Raw genomic sequence first — 20488 nt, 5'->3', positions numbered from 1 at the left:
CGATGGATGCAATTATTCTCGACCTCGGCGGCGACATCAAAGGCGACAGTCTGCTCGAGGGCTACAAGGACAAGATCGAAGTCATGTCCTACAGCCACAACGTGGCCATGCAGGTGACCAACGACGTCAGCAACTCGGAACGGACCTCCGGCAAGCCGCACATTGGCGAGTTCACGCTGACCAAATTCGTCGACAGTTCCACACCCTCCCTCAACGAATACTGCTGTGCCGGCAAGCCGATCCCGGAAGCCAAAGTCATCATCGGCCGCAACGCCGCTGAAGGCAGTGGGCAACTGATGCCGTTCATCATCTACACCCTGACCAACGTGGTGCTGTCCAACGTCAGCGTCAGCGGCGGTACGGGTGGCAAGCCCGTGGAAACCCTGTCGCTGAACTTCACCAAAATCAAATGGGAGCTGACCGCGCAGAAAGACGACGGCACCAAGGAAGGCACGGCCGCCTCGACCTGGGACATGGCCGCCAACAAGCTCGTCAAGTAAGCGGGCGCATAGGCCATGGCAGGCTCCCTCCTCCCGCCGCTGTTCGAGCGACTGGCCACAAGCGAGGTCGACACGCAACACGTGTTCGACCTCCAGGACCTGCTCGACTCTGTCCGCACGGAATTGCTGCGCCTTTTCAACACCCGACGCGGCCCTCATGCCTTGACTTCGCCACCGAGCATTCTCGACTACGGCCTCGCTGACTGGACCGCCCTGCAACAGCAGCGTAGCGATGACCGACGGCAGTTGACGCGGGAAGTGCGCGAGGCCATCAACCATTTCGAACCGCGCCTGAAACTGGGCGAGGTTCAGGTCAATCCAGTCCCCGACCATCCGCAGCAACTGAGCATCCGCCTGCTCGGCGAGTTGCGCAGCGGCCAGCAGCACTGGCCCGTGGCATTTGTCATCGAGAAGGCAAGCGATGGCCTTGAGGTGCGTCATGAGCGACTCGATTGACCCGCAACTGCTCGATTACTACCAGCGGGAACTGACCTGGCTGCGCCATGCCGGCGGCATTTTCGCCGAGCGCTACCCCAAGGTTGCCAGGCGGCTGGAGTTGTCCCCCGATGAATGCCCCGACCCCCACGTCGAACGGCTGCTTGAGGGATTCGCGCTGCTGGCCGCCCGCCTGCAACGCCGGCTCGATGACGACTATGCCGAATTCAGCGATGCCCTGCTCGAACAACTCTATCCATTGGCCATGCGCCCGCTGCCGTCCTGCGCGATCGTGCACTTCCAGCCGGACCCGAGCAAAGGCAATCTCGCTGGCGGCTATCCTTTGCCACGGGACACACCGCTGTTCGTCACCACCAGCAAAGGCGAAAGCATCCACTTTCGCACCAGTGCACCCGTGCGTCTGTGGCCGGTGGAAATTACCGAAGCGTTGCTGCTGGGCAGCGATGAAGCCCAGGCCCTGACCGGCGTTGCCCAGGCACGTTCGGCGTTGCGGCTGGGCTTGCGCTGCCTCGGTGACAGCCAGTGGTCGACGCTGGGCATTGAACAGTTGCGCGTCCACCTGTGTGCGTCCCCGGTGGTCAACGCCTGCCTCTACGATCTGCTCGGCGCCCATGCCGTGAAGGTCCTGGCCGGCCCCGTCGGCAGCGTGCCGATAGCCCTTGCCGGGCTGCCGAAAATCGTCGGTTTTGCCGGCGATGAAGGTTTGCTGCCGGACGAGGATGGCGTGCACCCCGGCATGCGCCTGCTCGCCGAGTACTTTGCCTTCGCGGACAAATTCAACTTCTTCGACCTGCCACTGGCAGGCGCCACCAGCGACAGTCAGGCGCTGTACCTGTACATCGTCTTCGACCGCGCCCCGACCAACCGCCTGCACCTTCAGGCCAGCGATCTTGCACTGGGCTGCACGCCAGTGATCAATCTGTTCCCGCGGACCTCAGAGCCGCTGCGCCCGGACGGGACCCGCAGCGAATACCGCCTGGTCGCCGACAGCCACCGGGAAAACAGCGTCGAGATCCATAGCATCCGGGCGATGCGCGCCACCTCCAGTCGCGGGGTTCAGCGAGTACCGGCCTATTACGGCAGCCAACATGGCGGCACCGATAAACAGTGCTACTGGCATGCCCGACGTGTCAGCGGCATGACCCCCAATCGCCTTGGCACCGACCTGCTGGTGAGCCTGGTGGACACCCGATTCGACCCGTTGTCCGAGGCCGTCGACTACAGCCTCACTGCTGAACTGCTGTGCACCAATCGGCACCTGGCGCAAAGCCTGCCGGCCGGCACAGCGTTAGGCTTTGAACGTCCGGGCCCGGTGGCCTGGGCACGCCTGCGCAACCCGCCCAGCCCGCAAAGTGTGCCGCGACTGGACGGCGAGTCGCGCTGGCGGCTGGTCTCGCAACTGACCCTCAATCATTTGTCGCTGGTCGAAGGGCCACAGGCGCTGGATGCACTCAAGGAAATCCTCCAGCTGCACAACCTGCGTGACGAGGCCAGCGCCTGGCGGCAAATCGAAGGCCTGCTCAGCCTCGGTTGTGAACGCGTCATTGCCCATGTCGGCGAAGACGCCTGGCGTGGCTGGCGCAATGGGCTGGAGGTGCGCTTGCAACTCGACCCACAGCATTTCGTCGGTAGCAGCGCGGTGTTGTTTTCAGCGGTGCTTGCGCAGTTCTTTTCCCTCTATGCCACCGCCAACCGTTTCGTGCGCACGGTGCTGGTTCAATCAGACAGGGAGGTGAAGACATGGCAACCCCAAGCCGGCATGCCACTGTCCCTCTGAGCCTGAGCCAACGACTGCGCCGGGATCCCCAGGGGTTCGAACTGTTGCAGGCACTGTTGCTGCTGGAGCGCGAACATCCGCAAGCCGAATCCCTGGGCAGCGGCACCGCTCCGCAAGCGGAAGCACTGCGCTTGCGCGGCCCGTTGACGCCGCTGTTTGCCGCCAGCGAAATCGAAAGCCTGACCCAGGAGCCCGGCCAGCATCCGGTCCTCAGTACCCCGGTGTTTGGTCTCGGCGGTCCCGACGGCCCGCTGCCCTACGCCTATCAGGAATGGTTGCAGCAACGCGCGCGGGCCAAGGATTACGCGCCCGCTGAATTTCTCGATCTGTTTCAGCATCGGCTGCTGAGCCTGCTGTACAAAGTGATGCGCAAACACCGGATTGCCGTGGGGTTCACCGCCCCCGGTGCCTCGGCGGTTCAGGCGCAACTCAGGGCATTGACCGGCCTGCTGCCCAAAGCCTTGCGCGAGCGTCAGGCGGTACCTGACTGTGCCGTGCTGGCGTGCAGCGCGCTGTTCGCCGATGGGCGCCGCTCCCTCGCCGGCTTCGCCGCCATCGTGCGTGAGCAATTCGAACTGCCGGTTGAACTGAGCGCCTATGCAGGTGCCTGGCGCGAGATCCCGCCCGCCAGTCGCAGCCGCATGATCCCCGGCGGCCGCAACCTGCAACTGGGTCGCACGGCAGTGGCCGGCACCCGGGTCTGGGATGAACATGCCGGCATCCGCCTGACCCTTGGCCCGCTGACCTCTGCCCAGGCGGCGCGGTTCCTGCCCGATGGCGAGTCCCACCCGGCACTAGCCAGCCTCAGCGCGCTGTATTTTGGCCCGGACCTGGATTGCACCCTGGTGCTGTTGGTACGCGGTGCCGGCCCAATCAAACTCGGTCGCCAGGCACCACCACTGCTCAGCTGGAACGGCGGCCTGCAACGCCAGACCAGCCTGGCGGTGCAACGCATCGAAACCCGTCTTCGTCAGCTGGAGATCACCTGAACATGGAACTGGCCAGCCTGATCGGACGCCTCAACCCGGACAACCGCCGCGCCCTGGAGCGGGCCGCGCAACGCTGTCTGCAGCGAGGCCACCACTACGTTGAAATCGAACACCTGCTGCTGGAGTTGCTGGACATCGAGGGCGGAGACTTCGCTTATCTGCTACCGCGCTTCGGCCTGGAGCGCGATGCCTTGACGGCGGAAATCAACAAAGCGCTGGAGCTCTTCAAGTCCGGCAGCACGCGCACCCCGGCATTGTCGTCGCACACCACCGGGTTGCTCGAAGACGCGGTGGTACAGGCCAGTGTGCTAGGGCTGGAGAGCATTCGCTCAGGGTTGCTGCTACTTGCCTTGATCGACCGCGACGAGCGCCGCAGCCTGTTGCTCAACAGTGCTTCATCACTGTTGAAGATTCCTCGAGAGGCTTTGCGCAACAACCTGCTGGAATGGACCGAAAGTTCTCGCGAGCACGTCGGCGGTAAACGTGCGGTGAGTGCCGGCAACCCAGCGCCGAAACAGGACTCGGTGCTGGACCAGTTCACCCAGGACCTGACAGCCGACGCCCACGCCGGGCGCATCGATCCCATCGTCGGTCGCGACGGTGAGATTCGCCAATGCATCGACATCCTGCTGCGCCGTCGGCAGAACAATCCGATCCTGGTTGGCGCGCCGGGTGTGGGCAAGACCGCCGTGGTCGAAGGACTGGCGTTGCGCATCGCTGCCGGTGATGTGCCGCCGTCCTTGCAGGAAGTCAGCTTGCGCGTGCTCGATCTCGGCCTGTTGCAGGCCGGCGCCGGGGTCAAAGGCGAGTTCGAACAACGCCTCAAAGGGGTGATCGACGCGGTGCGCAGCGCGGAAAAACCGATCATTTTGTTCATCGACGAAGCCCACACCCTGATCGGTGCCGGTGGCGCGGAAGGCGGCAGCGACGCGGCCAACCTGCTCAAACCAGCCCTGGCCCGTGGCGAGTTGCGCACGCTGGCCGCCACCACATGGCTGGAGTACAAAAAATACTTCGAGAAAGACCCCGCTTTGGCGAGGCGTTTCCAGTTGGTGCAAGTCGAGGAACCGGACGAAACCACCGCCGTGGAAATGCTCCGTGGCGTTGCTGCGAAACTGGAGCAACACCACGGCGTGCAAGTGCTCGACGCGGCGATTCACGAAGCGGTGAAACTGTCCCATCGCTACATCTCCGGGCGCCAGTTACCGGACAAAGCCATCAGCGTGCTCGACACCGCCTGCGCCCGGGTCGCCCTTGGCCAGCACGACGTGCCGCCACCACTGGAAAGCCTGCGTCACCGGCAGAACAGCCTCAAAGACGAAGTCGAACGCCTGCGCCGCGAACAGGCAACCGGGCTCGATCACCGCGAGCGCATCACCCTGCTTGAAACCGAATCCGTGGCCAATGTGCAAGCGATTCGCGAACTGGAAGTGCGCTGGAATGAAGAACGGGTCGCGGTGCGCGAACTGCTGGAAACCCGCAGCGAATTGCTGACCTTGAGCGAACGCGCCGACAGCGACAAGCCGGACGAAGCCATCGACAGCCGCATCGATCATCTGGCCGCCGAACTGGTGCGCCTGGAAGCCGGGCTCGACGCCATTCGCCAGGACGATCCGCTGGTGCCGGAACAGGTCGATGCAAAAACCGTCGCAGCCGTGATCGCCGGCTGGACCGGCATCCCGGTCGGCAAAATGCTCGCCGACGAAGCCCACGCCGTGCGCACCCTTGGCCAGCGCATGGGGTTGCGCGTCATGGGCCAAAGCATCGCGCTGGGCACCATAGCCCAGCGCCTGCAGGCTTACCGCGCCGGCCTCACCGACCCGCAAAAACCTGTTGGTGTGTTCCTGCTGGTCGGCCCTACGGGCGTCGGTAAAACCGAAACCGCTTACGCATTGGCCGACGCGCTGTATGGCGGCGAACGCAACCTGATCAGCATCAACCTCTCGGAGTACCAGGAAGCCCACACCGTCAGCCAACTCAAGGGCGCCCCGCCCGGTTATGTCGGTTATGGCAGCGGCGGCGTACTGACTGAAGCGGTACGGCGCAAACCCTATTCGGTGGTGTTGCTCGATGAAATCGAGAAGGCGCACCCGGATGTGCTCGAAGCCTTCTACAACGTGTTCGATAAAGGCGTGATGGAAGACGGCACCGGGTTGGTGGTGGACTTCAAGAACACCGTGATGCTGGCCACCAGCAACGTGGGCGCCGAACTGTTGCTCGACACACCGGTCGCGCAACTTGGCACTGATGCCTTTAACGAAGCCTTGCACAAGGTGCTGCTGCAAGCCTTCCGCCCGGCGTTTCTCGCGCGCATGACGGTGGTGGCGTATCGGCCACTGGATGAGGCGACGCTGGAAGGGATTGTGTTGGCGAAGCTGGAGAAATTGCGCGGGAGGTATAAGGCCGCCACCGGGAAGCAATTTGAGTTTGATGCCGGGATTGTGCAGGCGGTGTTGGCCAAGTGCAGTGCGGCGGGTGCGAGGGATGTAGAGAACGTACTGATGACCCAGGTGACCGGGAAACTGGCGGAGTGGGTGTTGGAGTAATTACCCGGATTAAGGAGCGCGGCATGATCCCTTCAGATGCAACCTTCAAAATAATGTCACTGGCGAAAGAACGTGCCGCCGCACCGGAAAGCGGCGGACTGGAAAAAAAATTCAATGATATGACGAGCTATGGTCAAACGGCAGGTACCAGTGCCGCGTCGTTCGCACTGTCCCATGTCCCTATTGTCGGCCCCGTCCTGGCAAAAGCCTTTGATCTCGCCGCGTCCTACGGTATCAGTGAGCTTTATAAAAAACTGACAGATGAATCCACCTCCAACAAGGATCGCATCACCAATACGTTGCATCTGCTGGAGCACTCCCTGGCGGCCTCGACGCGTCAGGCCTACAACACGGCAGACTTCTATGCAGGCAAGACGACCCGCGAGTGCAAAGACTGCCAGGATGCCTATCGCGAAGCCTACTCCGTCGCCCTTCTGAACGAATCCATCAATGAGCTGGATGCTGCACAGAACATTCTCACCTTGCTGGCGGACGCGCTGACCAACGAACGCTCGAGACTCCGCGCACTCGCACAGCGAAGGGAAAACACCCTACGCAGCGATATCGACGACTTTCGCGAAGAGCACAAGAACTCAAGTTGCCTGGGGACGAACCGCTGCTACTGGATCAACGTCCCTTCACCGTTCAAAGCCATCGGGAATGACCAGCTTTAGCCATTGAGTGCTTGAGTCAGGACGGCGGCTGGACGACAGAACATTTCTGCGCTTGTTGAAACGGATTTTAAAATGCCACTTTTGCAACCGGCAAATGACAGCGGGATTTTCACAGGTGATGTCGAACAAGCAGGAGTAACCCCACATGCTCGGTGCCAGTTCCAGCTCAAGCCCCGCAGAAAAGCCAGACAAGGCAGTAGAGTTCGAAACGTTATTGAGCCGACCCTACAGTGAAGCCACCTTCCAGAAAATAAATGCCGTTCTGGATGATGAGGCTTTGCTGGATAACGACATTTGCACCGGCGTCATGCAAGGAGTCGTCAAGCGGCTATGTGGCGTTGAGTACAAGATCAATACCACATACTGCGCCGCTATCAATGAACGCTCGGCAGATGGTTTGTACACCGTCGTATTGAATTTTGGACAAGACATCAACACCGACGGCCCAATACAAACCTGGGAGCACGGTCTGACCCTCCAGAAGATCGGCAACGAAACGATCCTCTACCAAGGCTGGGTCAGTATTTTCAAACTGCGCCAGTGGTTGACCGGATCCGGCATCGGCATCTGTTTCCCCATGCAGGAATACTCTCCCGTCCAAGGTGTCGGAAACAACATCAATAACTTCATCAAAAAAATAAATGATCTGCAGGCCAACCTCAGCAACTCTGCCACCTCGGAAGAGTTCGCACAGATTTTGTGTGCGCCGTTCATGATGTACGACAACAACGCAAAGGAGTGCAAATTGGCCAAGCTTTTGTTTCACCAGCGTGACCAATTCAAATGCCATTGGAAGTACTTCCACTTCCAGGGTGAGAAACCGGTCGAGAAAAAAAGCACCTGCATCATGATGTAACTGCGAGAGCACTGAAACATGAGAATCGCCAGTTTCAACATCGAAAAAAACGGCAAATCATCCACTCTGGATAAACAAACTCAGGTAGATTTTTTTATCAGCAAGTGCTGCTCCAGCGATGATTGGGACGCTGACATTGTTTTTCTCTGCGAAATACACTCGGCCCAAACGGTCAACTACGCAACAAACCTGGCCTCCATCTACCCGAACTACAGGGTCTGTGCGTTCGCCGGTGGCTACTCGAACGGCTACATCGTCATGGTCAAAAGCTTTGAAGCCTTACAAGTGTGCAGCCAAGGCAGCCTGCATGGTTTGAACAGAGATCTTATTGCCGTGGAAGCTAACGGAGTGAACGGTTACACCGGCTATGTCTTTCTAGCGCATTTCAAATCGGGCCAGACCGGGCTGACGAAAAGCCAACTCAAATCCTGCACCGCCTTGGGCGGGAACTGGGTCGCGACGGGCGACCTGAACATGGAGTATCAAAATGTCGGGCAACTCGATACAGCAGGACTCGCCTACGAATGCTGGGGAGGTCGACAGACCCAAAGCAAGGGCGGAATACTCGACTGGGTACTGGCTTCAGTTGATGTGCAAGTCGTCCCGGTTGACCTCACCTACCTGGAAACCGTGTTTGATATGAGCGGTCCCGACCATCGTCCCATTCTTTTTGATGTCAGAGCCTGAAAAGAGGTCGCTCGATGCCCCGCACCACCGACAGCAACACCAGCCTCTCCCTGACCGCCGCCTCGCTGTCGGCGCTTTACCCTGAGTCGCTGTCCGGCGAAGAAACGCTAAACGCACTTGGCTCGCAAACCCTCAATGGCCTCAACGACGGCGCCGCACTCACTCTGACCACAGCCGTCGCCACTCACGTCACCACCACCCTGCACAACGACGCAAAAACCCGGCCCTTCGACGCGCTGGTCGCCGAAATCCGTCAGCTCCCCGCCGACGCCACCGCCGAGCGCTATCAGCTTGTCCTGAAACCGTGGCTCTGGTGGTTGACCCTGGCCAGCAATAACCGGGTGTTCCAGAACCTCAGCACCTCGGACATCGTCACCACGATTTTCAAGGCCCACGGTTTCTCCGATTTCAAGCTCTCGCTCACGGGCAGTTACACCCCGCGCGAATACTGCGTGCAGTACGGCGAAACCGATTTCGCGTTCGTGTCTCGGTTGCTGGAGGAAGAAGGGATTTTCTGGTTTTTCACCCACGAGTCCGGCAAGCACACGTTGGTGTTGGGGGACAGTAACGATGCCTTCCCACAAATCCCGAACGGGCCGAAGGTGAACTATCTCGGCCAGCAGATGGGCGAGCGCGAACTGCATGGCATTCGCTCCGGCCAAGTGTGCATGCAAGCCGTAGCCGGCGTTTATCGGGCAACGGATTACGAATTCACCACGCCGACCACTTCGCTCTACAGCCAGGCCGAAGCAATCGCGGGGCCTCGCTCGATCTACGAGCACCCGGGCAGCTACAACGCCAAGGCCCGCGGCGATACGTTGACCAAACAGCGGGTTGAAGGCTTGCGCAGTCAGGAGAAGCGTTTCGTCGGCGAAAGCGACTGCCGCTGGCTGGTGCCGGGGCACTGGTTCACCCTCGCCGGCCATGATGATGCGAGCCTGAATATCGATTGGGTGGTGACGGCGGTGACTCACGAAGCCAGCCACGATAACTACCGCAACCGGTTCGAAGCGATCCCCAAGGCCACGCCTTACCGCCCGACTCGAATCACACCCAAGCCGCGCATGCATACGCAAACGGCGATTGTGGTCGGCAAATCCGGCGAAGAAATCTGGACCGACGAATACGGCCGCATCAAATTGCAGTTCCCCTGGGACCGCGATGGCAAGAACGACGAAGCCAGTTCCTGCTGGGTGCGAGTGGTACTACCCTGGAGCGGCAAGGGTTTCGGGATGCAGTTCGTCCCGCGCATCGGCCAGGAAGTGATCGTGACCTTTATCGACGGCGACCCCGATCGGCCACTGGTGACCGGTTGCGTCTACAACGGTGACAACGCCCTGCCCTACGCGCTGCCTGCCAATCAGACCCAGTCCGGGATCAAGACCCGGTCATCCAAGGGCGGCGGCGGTTTCAACGAGTTGCGCTTTGAGGACAAGAAGGACGCCGAAGAGGTGTTCCTGCAGGCGCAGAAGGATCTCAAGATCAACGTACTCAACGACACCACTGCCACCGTCGGTCACGACGAAACCCTGACGGTGCAGAACGCGCGCACGCGCACGGTGAAGGAAGGCGACGAGACTGTGACCCTGGAGAAAGGCAAACGCAGCGTGACCATCCAGACCGGCAGCGACAGCCTTGACGTGAAGGACAGCCGCACAGTGAAAGTCGGCGCCGACCAGACCCACAGCACTGGCGGCAACTACGACCACACGGTCACCGGCAACTACAGCCTGACCGTGGACGGCAACCTGACCATCAAGGTGACCGGCACCCTGACCCTGCAAAGCGGCGGCAGTTTTGCGATCAAGAGCGGCGCGGACCTCGCCGCCGAGGCCAGCACCTCGATCAGCCAGAAAGCCGGCACGTCCTTGAGCAACCAGGCCGGCACCGCGCTGGAAAACAAGGCGGGCACGACGTTGACCAACGATGCCGGGATCAGCCTGATGAACAAGGCCGCCGCCGAGCAAACCGTCGACGGCGGCGGCATGCTGACCATCAAGGGCGGCCTGGTGAAGGTCAACTGAGGAGGGTTACGCAATGACATCGAGCAAACTTGATCTGGAGCGTGGCGACAACCACCTCGACGGGCACTTGCTTGAAGGCCGGCTGGAAGGCCCGCTGCGCATCAAGGACGTCGGTCGACCTCAGGCGAACCTGAGCTACAGCCAGGGCGAGCTACAGGGCACGAGCCTGCTGTATTACCCCAATGGCAATGTCTCGGCGCAACTGCCTTATGTGCGCGACAAGTTGCACGGTGTGGCCAGTTTCTTTGCGCCCGAAGGCGGGTTGCAACGCAAGGCGACTTATCGCCGGGGCCTGCTTCACGGTGAAGCGAACAACTACTTCCCTGACGGGCAACTGGCCGAGACGCAGTTCTACCGCGATGGCGTGCGCGAGGGGCGGTATCAGCGGTTTCACCCCAACGGGAAAACCGCCGTCGAGGCGCGGTATCTCAACGGTCAGTTGCTGGAACCGGAACAGGGTTTCGCCGCCGATGGGCGACCGCTGGGCGCCGAAGGCAAGCCGATCTCGAGGGTACGCTGGTGGTTCAGGCGCTGGAGTGATACTGCCGAGGCCTGAAGCCTTGTATTGGCTCAGATGACCCCATCGCGGGCAAGCCCGCTCCCACAGTGATCACTGCTGTTCACAAATACTGCATTCACAGAAGATCCCCTGTGGGAGTCAGGGAATGAGCATCTGCATCTGCCCGGGCATGACAATCTTGATCACCCCGGCCCAGTTGCACATCAAGGTGCTGTTGGCGTCGATCGCCGGCATGTTGCCCAGCAGCACCGTTGGTGCCCCGCCCGGTATCCACGGCGTGGCGGTCGCCGGGATGCAGGGCATCGGTGTCAGCACGCCCAGCGCCGCAGCGGTGGCGGCCGCGACCGTCGGGTTGGCCAGGCTCGTGCACACACCGAAGGGCATGATGTTGACCAGCGGGATGTGATCCATGATGTTCGCCGCCGGCAGGCCAGCGGTCAGTGTGCGATTGACCGGCAGCACGTTGAGTACGGCCGGCGCTGCGCCAAAGCTGCATTGCAGTGTGGCGCTGGCACAGACTTGCGGACAGCCCATTTCGAACCTCCTTCCTGGCAGCACCCGATCCCCTGAACCATAGTCCGCCGGGCGTGTTCTCGCACATCAGGAACGCTGATTATCCTGCAACACGCTAACCTATAAGACCGTGCCACGCTTGTGGCACTCCCGCCTCAGCATTAGATTAGCCAATAGTTTAAGGCCTCCAGAATAAGCAGAAGGGATAAGCATGGCGCTTAACGACCAGTCCACCCGTATCCGCACCGGCGAAGAGCTCGATGCCAGCCTGATCGATCCGTACCTCAAGGCCCATATTCCGGGGCTCAGCGGCTTGCCACGGATAAGCCAGTTTCCGGGCGGTGCTTCAAACCTCACCTACTTGCTGGAATACCCCGAACAGGAATTCGTCCTGCGTCGCCCGCCCTTCGGCCACAAGGCCAAGTCGGCCCACGACATGGGCCGTGAATTCCGCATCCTCAATCAACTGCGCGACGGTTTTCCGTACTGCCCGAAAGCCTACGTGCACTGCACCGACGAAGCGGTGATCGGTGCCGAGTTCTATGTCATGGAACGGGTCAACGGCATCATCCTGCGCTCGGACCTGCCACCGGAATTGGGACTGGATTCGGTGAAAACCGAAGCCCTGTGCAAGAGTTTCATCGACAAGTTCGTGGAACTGCATCGCGTCGACTACAACGCCTACGGCCTGGGTGACCTCGGCAAACCCGAAGGCTACGTGGCGCGGCAAATCAAAGGCTGGAGCGATCGCTACGAAAAAGCCCTGACCCCCGATGCGCCACAATGGGCAACGGTCAAAGCCTGGCTCAACGACAAGATGCCGGCCGATCACCCAACCTCCAGCATCGTGCACAACGACTACCGCTTCGACAACGTGATCCTTGACCCGAACAACCCGATGCAGATCATCGGCGTGCTCGACTGGGAACTGACCACCCTCGGCGACCCGCTGATGGACCTGGGCAACACCCTCGCCTACTGGATCGAAGCCGATGATCCGGCGCCGGTGCAGATGATGCGCCGCCAGCCGAGCCACGCGCCGGGCATGCTCACACGCGGTGAGTTTGTCGATTACTACGCTGAACGCTCGGGCATCCGCATCGACAATTTCGACTTCTACTACACCTACGGCCTGTTTCGCCTGGCCGGCATCGTGCAGCAGATCTACTACCGCTTTTATCACGGCCAGACCCAGGACAAACGCTTCGCGCAGTTCATTCACATGAACAAACTGCTGGAGCAAATGAGCTTGCAGGTCATTTCGAAATCCAGCCTCTGATCGGCTTCATTACAAGGGAATCCCATGTCCAAGACTCAGTTGTTCGACCTCGACGGCAAGATCGCTTTCGTCTCCGGCGCCAGCCGTGGCATCGGTGAAGCCATCGCCAAACTGCTGGCCCAGCAAGGCGCCCACGTGATTGTCTCCAGCCGCAAGCTTGAAGGCTGCCAGCACGTCGCCGATGCGATCATCGCCGCTGGCGGCAAGGCCACCGCCGTTGCCTGCCACATCGGCGAAATGGAACAGATCAGCCAGGTCTTCGCCGGCATCAAGGAACAGTTCGGCCGCCTCGACATCCTGGTCAACAACGCCGCGACCAACCCGCAGTTCTGCAACGTGCTGGACACCGACCTCAGCGCCTTCCAGAAAACCGTCGACGTGAACATCCGCGGCTACTTCTTCATGTCGGTCGAAGCCGGCAAGCTGATGCGCGAAAACGGTGGCGGCAGCATCATCAATGTGGCGTCGATCAACGGTGTTTCGCCGGGGATCTTCCAGGGCATCTACTCGGTGACCAAGGCGGCCGTAATCAACATGACCAAGGTGTTTGCCAAGGAGTGCGCGCAGTTCGGGATTCGTTGTAATGCCCTGCTGCCAGGCCTCACCGATACTAAATTCGCCTCGGCGCTGGTGAAAAACGAAGCCATTCTGAACACCGCTCTGCAGCAGATTCCGCTCAAGCGGGTTGCGGATCCGAGTGAGATGGCGGGGGCGGTGCTTTACCTCGCCAGCGATGCTTCCAGCTATACAACCGGGGTTTCGTTGAATGTGGATGGGGGGTTTCTGTCCTGATGTGAGTCAGCGATTGAAACAAGAAAGGCAACCAGTGGCGGCTTCTTGCTGATCCAGAATATGAAAAAAAGGCAGCCGATTGGCTGCCTTGCGAGCGTGAGCGTCACCCAGATTTCAGCACTGCATAACAGGAGCCCCTGTTATGCAGTGGCTTGTGACACTGCCGAACTTTTTAACTATGCACAATAATTATTTAGCGAGCAAATTAATACGGTCGACTAAAAAGCAAAACTTCTTCTCGCGCCGTATATACAGATGAATAATCAAAAATCACCGTCTCTAGAACATTACCGACAGCTGGAGATGAAAAGACCCATTCCACTCTTCCATTAGTTACAGGAAACGACCGATTCAAAGGAGGATTAAAGATAAATTCACCAGGGCTATTTTTCACATATATGCTCGATACTCCAGCTGAAACCTCCACACTTAAAGAATACGCTCTATCAGGCAAAATAAAATCGGCAAGATCAAGAAGCTCCTTTCCATCCACATAGTACTTGGGGACTATCTGCCTAATAACAGGCAACACCAGCATTTCACTGAATCCTGACCCAGCGAATCCGAGCTCATAACTCCCCGCTTTCGTGAAAGAACCAGTAACCTGCCAACTATAGACAACAGACTCCGCGTTTATTTGCGGCCGAAATCCCAAATCCCCCGACTCAATTCCATCTCCTTTGATCCATTGTAGCCTCAACGGGTAGCCGGCCAACGGGCTATACAACTTCGGGACCAATGTAAATGTATGCCATTCTCTCCTCAGGTTTGGGATGTCAACATTGGAAACCTCCTTACCGTCCATCATGACATTTACTTCGTCAGCCAGATTGTTCGACAACAACTTGCTGATTGGAAGGGTAATAGGCGTAGTCATGCCCTTACCCGACAGTTTCAATTCAAAAGTACCGCTTTTGGTTTTCCCCACTACGTCCCACCGATAGCCAGTTTGCTCACTGCCAAATGCGGGCGAACTGGCTAAATTAGCGGGAATGAGCCCACCTTTGACTGCACAGGTCAAGCTGACCGGAAGGCCAGCGAGTAGACTGCCGGGTTTTGGAGTCAACGTGACAGTTTGCGGTTTGTCCCGGAAAAACCAATTGCCTTCCGCAGGCACTGCTACACCATCAATCTTGACATTAGCCTCATCCGCCAGGTTGTTGGACAGCAACTTGCTGATTGCCAAGGTAATCGGTGTAATCATGCCCTTACCCGACAGCTTCAGTTCAAAAGTACCGCTGTTGGTATTCCCCGTCACCCTCCAACTATGCGTAGTTTGCTCAGAGCCAAAGCCTGGCGCACTCACCACGTTGGCAGGATTAAGGTTGCTTTTAATGGTGCAGGTCAGCGTGACCGGCAAGCCTGCCAATGGACTATCTGACTTGGGTCTCAGTGTGACGATCTGGGCTTGATTGCGGATAAACCAATTACCTCCTTCCGGTACAGCGACGCCGCCAATATTGACAACAGCCTCGTCAGCTAAATGGTTCGACAGCAACTTACTGATTGGCAGGGTAATAGGCGTAGTCATGCCCTTACCCGACAGCCTCAGTTCAAAAGTACCGCTTTTGGTTTTCCCCGTCACTCTCCAACTATACGTGGTTTGCTCACTACCGAAGGCTGGTGTGCTCACCACGTTGTCGACTTCCAGGCCACTTTTGATTGCACAGGTCAGCGTGACCGGAAGGCCGGCCAGCGGGCTGTTGGGTTTGGGGGTCAACGTCACCGTTTGCGCCTTGTCCCGGTAAAACCAATTACCCCCGGCAGGCACGGTGGCACCGTCAATCTTCACGTCCGCCTCATCCGCCAGGTTGCTCGAAATCACCAGGCTTCGGTGCTCCCACGGCACCAGCTCTTCCCTGCTGAAAAACACCAAAGTGATGCGACCGCTCTTGCCCGCATCCGGCGTAATCTTCCAATTGAACTTGCCAACGACGGGGACAACCCACTCGCCAAAATTTGGTGATGCTACGATGTTCAAACTGCCAGCCTCAGCCAGCCCCAGGTTGAGCTCCCTGGCGATCGCGGGTGGAGCCTCCACCGTCACTTCGTTCTCCTGCCCACGGAGCAAAACGAGTTCCGCCCCCCATTCCACTTTCTTGCCGTTGATCGACAACGTGGCCTTTTCCCAAGGGCTTGTTGCAGCGGTTACAGCTTTTAATTCGGCGGTCATGACGACAATTCCTTTTCAGCGATGGACATAAAAAACAGTCCGTTGACTATCAGGAAAAATCGACATGCAGGAAACTGTTATAAGTGACAGGTAAGCTAAAACAAGTGGCGATAAAAACTGCTTCTGACTTGAGCTGTCAGCCACCGGCGACCTTCGGCGACGGCCAGCCAAAAGGCACCGACAGCAGGCGCAATAACAAACTCACCGTACCGACGAAAGCCGAACTGGCATACAGATCGGCCTGCAGCACCCCATCGCCCAAGGCGACGATGAAGGAAATCACCATCCCCCGAGCAGATCGAGGTTACTGCGCCCGGCTTTACTGCGTGACGCAGCGAGTCGTGGTAGTGACTCGGGTCACTTGTCCGTCTTCGGCCCGTACATCGCCCAGGACATCGGTTTTATCCATGGCCTGGCAGGTGCGTTCAGGAGGGGGTGGAGTGACTGTTGGAGGGGGTGGCGGACTGGAGCAGCCGCCGAGAATCGCCACGCACAATGCCAGTGACAAAGGTGAGATAACGCGTTTCCCAAGAGTTTTCATAGGTTGACCCGCGATAAGTGATCGACACATTTTTTGTGACAACAGAACCGGCGCGCAAAATCCACACACCTGTCACAAAAATAAATATCTGCGAATTACTAACAGCCCAGCCGCAGGCATTTGCACCTTAGCGCTGCCCCTTGGGACGCCGTTCACTGGAGAACAGTCCCCGCTCCCGCGCCCAGACAATCGCTTCGCTGCGGCTGTGTACATCGAGCTTGGAATACACCGCCGCCACATGGTTGCGCACGGTGTTCGGCGCGAGTTTCAGGCGCGCAGCGATTTCCTTGTCGGCCCGGCCATCGCATATCAGGCCCAGCACATCGCGCTCACGGGCGGTCAGGTCGGTGAAGGACACACTGGACAACTTCGGTGAATTGATGTTCTTCACGTTGGTCAGTTTTTCGATCAGCGTGCGGCTGAACCATGAGGCGTCCTTCATTGCTTCCTCAATGGCCGACACCAGCTCCAGCTCGGTGCGCCTGCGCTCGGTGATGTCCATCAGCACCAGCAGATAGCAGGGGTTGCCTTGAATGTTCACGATGTCCGCCGACACGGTGCAATCGATCAGCCCGGCGTCTTTTCGGCGCAAGCGCACATCGATGCGGTCCAGGCTGCCGGTTTTCTCCAGCGCGGCGAACAGCCAGATGCGCGCGTTTTTGTCATCGATGAAATCGATCTGCGCAATGTTGATGCCAAGCACGTCCTCACGGGGATAACCCAAGGTATCGAGGAACGCTTCGTTAACGTCCAGCACCCGTTGATCACCCGCGCCGCACAGCAGAATCGGCACCGGCGACAGGCGAAACGCTGTGGCGAAGCGCTGCTCGGCGCAGGCCCGGTCGGTGACATCGTCCATGATCAACACCAGCGACTCCGGCTCGCCACGGCTATCGGCCAATACCAGGCTGCGCACGCGATGGACCCAGGTACGCTCTTCGTCCGCCGTCGACGTCACGTCCACCAGCACATCGCTGAACGTTTCGCCCCGCGCCACCCGGTTGATCGGGTAGCTGTCGGCAGGCACGACCTGATTGTTGCGATCACGCAGGGCAAAGCGTTTGGCATACGCCTTGGCGCTGGTACCCAGGTCGCTGATCTGCGAGGCACCGTGCATGGCCAGCGCCGCCTCGTTGGCCCACAGGATGCTCTGGTCGGGATCGAGCAGAATCACCCCATCGGACAAGCCGGCGATGATTTGCTGCAACTGGCGGCGATTGGCTTGCGTGGTCAAGACGTCCTGGCTCATTTCGACTCCACAAGTAGAGTGACCCTGTGAAGACTACGACCGCCGGAGTTCTGGTTAGTGCAATGAACCTTGTGGGATCTCCATCATTTTCTGTCGGCGAAAAGCTTGAAGGGCCGGTGGTCCTTTGACTAGTGCACGTTAAAGGACGCACCCAGCCCTGCCAGCTTGTCCGGATTACGCATGATGAAAACCCGATTCACCCGCCCCATTTCATCGAAACCAAACGTCATCGACGCGGTGATGACACCGTCGGCTTTGATGATGACGCCTTGGGCACCATTGATTTCAATGGGCAGCCATTCATATGTTTGCCAATAGGCGTGCAACGACAGGCCAATGAAATCCAGTACGCTTTCGATGCCAAACAGCGTTTCACGGATCGCCGAAGCCTTGCCGCCGCTGTCGGCGCAGAGTTCGACGTCTTCGCTCAGCATCGCGCTCAAGTTCGCCGTGGAGCCACTGGCAATGGCGTTGTGGAAGGCGCTCAGCAACTGGTTTTGCCGCACAGGTTCCGGTTGATAGCGGGTTTGGGCACTGCCAAGACTCGCCTTGGCCCGAGACACCAGTTTGCGGCAAGCGGCCTCCTGCACCCCGACCGCATCAGCGACCTGCGGGTAATCCATGTCGAAGATTTCGTACAGCAGGTACGCGGCACGCTCCTTGGGTGTCAGCCGCTCCAGCAACAACACGAATGCGGTGGACAGCGACGAAGCCAGTTCATGCATCTGCTCGGGTGAGTCCTGATGGGCCGTGTGAATCGGCTCCGGCAGCCAGGTACCGATGTAATCCACCCGCGACTTGTGCGCCGACCGTAGCAGGTCAATACAATGGCGGGTGCATGCGGTGGTGAGCCAGGCGGCTGGCGTGGCGATGGAGGCCCGGTCGGCCTCCAGCCACTTGATGAACAACTCTTGCACCGCATCCTCGGCTTCGGCGCGCGAGCCAAGAATGCGATAGGCCAGACCGAGCAAAAAGGGCCGGCGCTGCTCGAACACAGTGGCGGCGTTTTCAGCGCAGTTCATCAATCAGTGCCTCGACACCTGTAAGCGGTTCCACAGGTTGATCATGCCGATCTCGGCCGTCAAGGCGCCGATCTGTTGGTCATTGAAATGCGCCCTCAGCTCACCGCGCAGGCTGGCGTAATCGGTTTTTTCATCCAGTACGGTCAAGGCTTCGGTCCACGCCAGCGCGGCGCGCTCCGCAGGGCTGAAGTCACTGACGTGACGCCAGACGATCAGGCGATCCAGACGCTCGTTGGTTTCATTGGCTTCCCGGGCTTCGCGGGTGTGCATCTTTACGCAGAACCCGCATTGGTTGATCTGCGAGGCGCGCAGGTGGATCAAGTGCTTGAGGGCGGGATCGAGATCATGCTGATCGAGCGCAACATGGACCTGGGTCAGGCTTTCGAAAACCTGCGGGATCGATTGCAGCAGGTTGACCGCTTGGGTGTTGGACGACATCGTGTTGCTCCACTGATTGAGGGATTCAACAGGATGACGATTGAGGATTGCGCGTTGTGACGTGCGCTGAAAATTTCAGCGCACGTCACTCGGCTCAGGCTGCCAGCTCGCCCTTCGCCACCGCCGCCGAAGCCGCCAGCATCGCTCGCAACAGCACCGCACAGCCGGCCGCCAGGTCATCCGGCGCGGCGTTTTCGATTTCGTTGTGGCTGATGCCGCCTTCGCATGGCACGAAGATCATTCCGGCCGGGCCGAGTTCGGCGAGGAAGATCGCGTCGTGGCCTGCGCCACTGACGATGTCCATGTGCGACAGGCCCAGGCTTTGGGCGGCGCCGCGCACAGCTTCGACGCAGCCTTTGTCGAAGTACAGCGGCGGGAAGTCGGCCGTTGGCGTCAGCTCGAAGGTCAGGCCGTGTTCGTCGCAGGTGGTTTCGATGACTTCGCGCACTTCGGCGATCATCGAGTCCAGGCGCGCCGGTTCCAGGTGCCGGAAGTCCAGGGTCATGCGCACTTCGCCGGGGATGACGTTGCGCGAGCCGGGATAGGCTTGCAGGCAACCGACGGTGCCGCAGGCATGGGGTTGATGGCTGAGGGCCGCGCGGTTGAGCGCACCGACGACCACCGCGGCGCCGACCAGGGCATCCTTGCGCAGGTGCATCGGGGTCGGGCCGGCGTGGGCTTCGACGCCGCGCAGTTTGAGGTCAAACCATTTCTGCCCCAGGGCGCCCATGACCACGCCTATGGTCTTGCGCTCGTCTTCCAGGATCGGGCCTTGCTCGATGTGGGCTTCGAAATAAGCGCCCACGGCATGGCCGGTGACCTGACGCGGGCCCGCGTAACCGATGGCGTTCAACGCTTGCCCCACGGTGACGCCCTCGGCATCGACCTTGGCCAGGGTTTCCTCGAGGGTGAATTTTTCCGCGAACACGCCGGAACCCATCATGCACGGAGCAAAGCGCGAACCTTCTTCGTTGGTCCAGACCACCACTTCCAGCGGCGCTTCGGTTTCGATGTTGAGGTCATTGAGGGTGCGCAACACTTCGACGCCCGCCAGCACACCGAAGCAACCATCGAACTTGCCGCCGGTGGGCTGGGTGTCGATGTGGCTGCCGGTCATCACCGGTGGCAGGTCGGGATTGCGCCCGGGACGACGGGCGAAGATATTGCCGACGGCGTCGATGCTGACGGTGCAGCCGGCATCGATACACCATTTGACGAAGATGTCCCGGGCCTGGCGGTCGAGATCGGTCAGGGCCAGGCGACACACGCCGCCCTTGACCGTGGCGCCGAGCCTGGCCAGTTCCATGAGCGATTGCCACAGGCGGTCGCGGTTGATGTGCTGATGGCTGGACTGCAGAACGTCTATGGCCGCGTTCATGATGATCTCCTCAGGCTGTTCTTGTGTGTTTCTTCAGGCAATTTGTTGGTGAACTTGAGGCCGCCATCGCGGGC

19 protein-coding genes are annotated in these 20488 nt (G+C 59.6%); 12 read left to right on the top strand and 7 right to left on the bottom strand.

Annotation, left to right across the window (positions count from 1 at the left end; genetic code table 11):
* Positions 1-2: 2 nt before the first annotated feature.
* The 10 genes from AC3ITY_RS13040 to AC3ITY_RS12995 all read left to right on the top strand — a co-directional run bounded on the left by AC3ITY_RS13040 (position 3) and on the right by AC3ITY_RS12995 (position 11065).
* Entirely contained in the window at positions 3-500 is a 498-nt protein-coding gene (locus AC3ITY_RS13040; protein ID WP_008046674.1) for an Hcp family type VI secretion system effector, read from the top strand.
* A gap of 15 nt (positions 501-515) precedes the next feature.
* The gene (gene tssE / locus AC3ITY_RS13035) at positions 516-956 is read left to right on the top strand and encodes a type VI secretion system baseplate subunit TssE (protein ID WP_489309661.1); all 441 of its coding nucleotides are present in this window, start codon (positions 516-518) and stop codon (positions 954-956) included.
* Positions 940-2733, top strand: a complete 1794-nt coding sequence (tssF, locus tag AC3ITY_RS13030; RefSeq protein WP_489309659.1) for a type VI secretion system baseplate subunit TssF — start codon at positions 940-942, stop codon at positions 2731-2733. The genes tssE and tssF overlap by 17 nt, the downstream gene beginning before the upstream one ends.
* Positions 2697-3722 (top strand): type VI secretion system baseplate subunit TssG, encoded by a 1026-nt coding sequence (tssG, locus tag AC3ITY_RS13025; RefSeq protein ID WP_489309657.1) that lies wholly within the window; start codon positions 2697-2699, stop codon positions 3720-3722. The genes tssF and tssG overlap by 37 nt, the downstream gene beginning before the upstream one ends.
* A gap of 2 nt (positions 3723-3724) precedes the next feature.
* Complete coding sequence (gene tssH, locus AC3ITY_RS13020; protein WP_489309655.1) at positions 3725-6268, top strand: type VI secretion system ATPase TssH; 2544 nt, start codon at positions 3725-3727, stop codon at positions 6266-6268.
* A 23-nt stretch (positions 6269-6291) separates the two neighbouring features.
* Positions 6292-6942, top strand: a complete 651-nt coding sequence (locus AC3ITY_RS13015; RefSeq protein ID WP_489309653.1) for a hypothetical protein — start codon at positions 6292-6294, stop codon at positions 6940-6942.
* A gap of 145 nt (positions 6943-7087) precedes the next feature.
* Complete coding sequence (locus AC3ITY_RS13010) at positions 7088-7798, top strand: hypothetical protein (RefSeq protein ID WP_489309651.1); 711 nt, start codon at positions 7088-7090, stop codon at positions 7796-7798.
* Positions 7799-7816: 18 nt separating this feature from the next.
* The gene (locus AC3ITY_RS13005) at positions 7817-8485 is read left to right on the top strand and encodes a hypothetical protein (protein ID WP_489309649.1); all 669 of its coding nucleotides are present in this window, start codon (positions 7817-7819) and stop codon (positions 8483-8485) included.
* A gap of 14 nt (positions 8486-8499) precedes the next feature.
* Positions 8500-10509: a type VI secretion system Vgr family protein gene (locus AC3ITY_RS13000; protein WP_489309647.1), complete on the top strand. Its 2010-nt coding sequence runs from the start codon at positions 8500-8502 to the stop codon at positions 10507-10509.
* Between the two features lie 13 nt (positions 10510-10522).
* The gene (locus AC3ITY_RS12995) at positions 10523-11065 is read left to right on the top strand and encodes a toxin-antitoxin system YwqK family antitoxin (RefSeq protein WP_489309645.1); all 543 of its coding nucleotides are present in this window, start codon (positions 10523-10525) and stop codon (positions 11063-11065) included.
* 102 nt (positions 11066-11167) lie between these two features.
* Here AC3ITY_RS12995 and AC3ITY_RS12990 read toward each other — a convergent pair whose 3' ends face one another.
* Positions 11168-11563: a DUF4280 domain-containing protein gene (locus tag AC3ITY_RS12990; protein ID WP_489309643.1), complete on the bottom strand. Its 396-nt coding sequence runs from the start codon at positions 11561-11563 to the stop codon at positions 11168-11170.
* 190 nt (positions 11564-11753) lie between these two features.
* On the opposite strand from AC3ITY_RS12990, the gene AC3ITY_RS12985 reads away from it, so the two are divergent.
* Both AC3ITY_RS12985 and AC3ITY_RS12980 read left to right on the top strand, forming a co-directional pair.
* Complete coding sequence (locus AC3ITY_RS12985; RefSeq protein ID WP_489309641.1) at positions 11754-12821, top strand: phosphotransferase family protein; 1068 nt, start codon at positions 11754-11756, stop codon at positions 12819-12821.
* A 24-nt stretch (positions 12822-12845) separates the two neighbouring features.
* A complete protein-coding gene (locus tag AC3ITY_RS12980) occupies positions 12846-13613 on the top strand; it encodes an SDR family oxidoreductase (protein WP_008046696.1) in 768 nt (255 codons plus the stop codon).
* Positions 13614-13818: 205 nt separating this feature from the next.
* Here AC3ITY_RS12980 and AC3ITY_RS12975 read toward each other — a convergent pair whose 3' ends face one another.
* The 6 genes from AC3ITY_RS12975 to AC3ITY_RS12950 form a co-directional block, all read right to left on the bottom strand.
* Positions 13819-15786, bottom strand: a complete 1968-nt coding sequence (locus AC3ITY_RS12975; RefSeq protein ID WP_489309638.1) for a hypothetical protein — start codon at positions 15784-15786, stop codon at positions 13819-13821.
* A 136-nt stretch (positions 15787-15922) separates the two neighbouring features.
* Positions 15923-16072: a hypothetical protein gene (locus AC3ITY_RS12970; protein WP_489309636.1), complete on the bottom strand. Its 150-nt coding sequence runs from the start codon at positions 16070-16072 to the stop codon at positions 15923-15925.
* Between the two features lie 382 nt (positions 16073-16454).
* Positions 16455-17576, bottom strand: a complete 1122-nt coding sequence (locus AC3ITY_RS12965; protein ID WP_489309634.1) for a helix-turn-helix transcriptional regulator — start codon at positions 17574-17576, stop codon at positions 16455-16457.
* A 128-nt stretch (positions 17577-17704) separates the two neighbouring features.
* A complete protein-coding gene (gene sigJ / locus AC3ITY_RS12960; RefSeq protein ID WP_489309632.1) occupies positions 17705-18598 on the bottom strand; it encodes an RNA polymerase sigma factor SigJ in 894 nt (297 codons plus the stop codon).
* A 3-nt stretch (positions 18599-18601) separates the two neighbouring features.
* Positions 18602-19036 carry a carboxymuconolactone decarboxylase family protein gene (locus AC3ITY_RS12955; protein ID WP_489309630.1) on the bottom strand — a complete coding sequence of 145 codons (435 nt, stop codon included), beginning with the start codon at positions 19034-19036 and terminating at the stop codon, positions 18602-18604.
* A gap of 94 nt (positions 19037-19130) precedes the next feature.
* Positions 19131-20414 carry a Zn-dependent hydrolase gene (locus AC3ITY_RS12950; RefSeq protein ID WP_489309628.1) on the bottom strand — a complete coding sequence of 428 codons (1284 nt, stop codon included), beginning with the start codon at positions 20412-20414 and terminating at the stop codon, positions 19131-19133.
* Positions 20415-20488: the final 74 nt, after the last annotated feature.

The sequence above is a fragment of the Pseudomonas sp. GL_091 genome (assembly GCF_057837725.1).
This window is presented reverse-complemented; position numbering and strand designations above follow the sequence as displayed.

Excerpts from the sequence above, each read along its gene's own strand:
- AC3ITY_RS13000 (WP_489309647.1), top strand. The coding sequence starts at position 8,500 with ATGCCCCGCACCACCGACAGCAACACCAGCCTCTCCCTGACCGCCGCC.
- AC3ITY_RS12985 (WP_489309641.1), top strand. The coding sequence starts at position 11,754 with ATGGCGCTTAACGACCAGTCCACCCGTATCCGCACCGGCGAAGAGCTC.
- AC3ITY_RS13040 (WP_008046674.1), top strand. The coding sequence starts at position 3 with ATGGATGCAATTATTCTCGACCTCGGCGGCGACATCAAAGGCGACAGT.
- AC3ITY_RS12980 (WP_008046696.1), top strand. The coding sequence starts at position 12,846 with ATGTCCAAGACTCAGTTGTTCGACCTCGACGGCAAGATCGCTTTCGTC.
- tssE (WP_489309661.1), top strand. The coding sequence starts at position 516 with ATGGCAGGCTCCCTCCTCCCGCCGCTGTTCGAGCGACTGGCCACAAGC.
- AC3ITY_RS13005 (WP_489309649.1), top strand. The coding sequence starts at position 7,817 with ATGAGAATCGCCAGTTTCAACATCGAAAAAAACGGCAAATCATCCACT.
- AC3ITY_RS13015 (WP_489309653.1), top strand. The coding sequence starts at position 6,292 with ATGATCCCTTCAGATGCAACCTTCAAAATAATGTCACTGGCGAAAGAA.
- tssH (WP_489309655.1), top strand. The coding sequence starts at position 3,725 with ATGGAACTGGCCAGCCTGATCGGACGCCTCAACCCGGACAACCGCCGC.
- tssF (WP_489309659.1), top strand. The coding sequence starts at position 940 with ATGAGCGACTCGATTGACCCGCAACTGCTCGATTACTACCAGCGGGAA.
- AC3ITY_RS12995 (WP_489309645.1), top strand. The coding sequence starts at position 10,523 with ATGACATCGAGCAAACTTGATCTGGAGCGTGGCGACAACCACCTCGAC.
- AC3ITY_RS12975 (WP_489309638.1), bottom strand. The coding sequence starts at position 15,786 with ATGACCGCCGAATTAAAAGCTGTAACCGCTGCAACAAGCCCTTGGGAA.
- AC3ITY_RS13010 (WP_489309651.1), top strand. The coding sequence starts at position 7,088 with ATGCTCGGTGCCAGTTCCAGCTCAAGCCCCGCAGAAAAGCCAGACAAG.
- AC3ITY_RS12965 (WP_489309634.1), bottom strand. The coding sequence starts at position 17,576 with ATGAGCCAGGACGTCTTGACCACGCAAGCCAATCGCCGCCAGTTGCAG.
- tssG (WP_489309657.1), top strand. The coding sequence starts at position 2,697 with ATGGCAACCCCAAGCCGGCATGCCACTGTCCCTCTGAGCCTGAGCCAA.
- AC3ITY_RS12950 (WP_489309628.1), bottom strand. The coding sequence starts at position 20,414 with ATGAACGCGGCCATAGACGTTCTGCAGTCCAGCCATCAGCACATCAAC.
- sigJ (WP_489309632.1), bottom strand. The coding sequence starts at position 18,598 with ATGAACTGCGCTGAAAACGCCGCCACTGTGTTCGAGCAGCGCCGGCCC.
- AC3ITY_RS12990 (WP_489309643.1), bottom strand. The coding sequence starts at position 11,563 with ATGGGCTGTCCGCAAGTCTGTGCCAGCGCCACACTGCAATGCAGCTTT.
- AC3ITY_RS12970 (WP_489309636.1), bottom strand. The coding sequence starts at position 16,072 with ATGGTGATTTCCTTCATCGTCGCCTTGGGCGATGGGGTGCTGCAGGCC.
- AC3ITY_RS12955 (WP_489309630.1), bottom strand. The coding sequence starts at position 19,036 with ATGTCGTCCAACACCCAAGCGGTCAACCTGCTGCAATCGATCCCGCAG.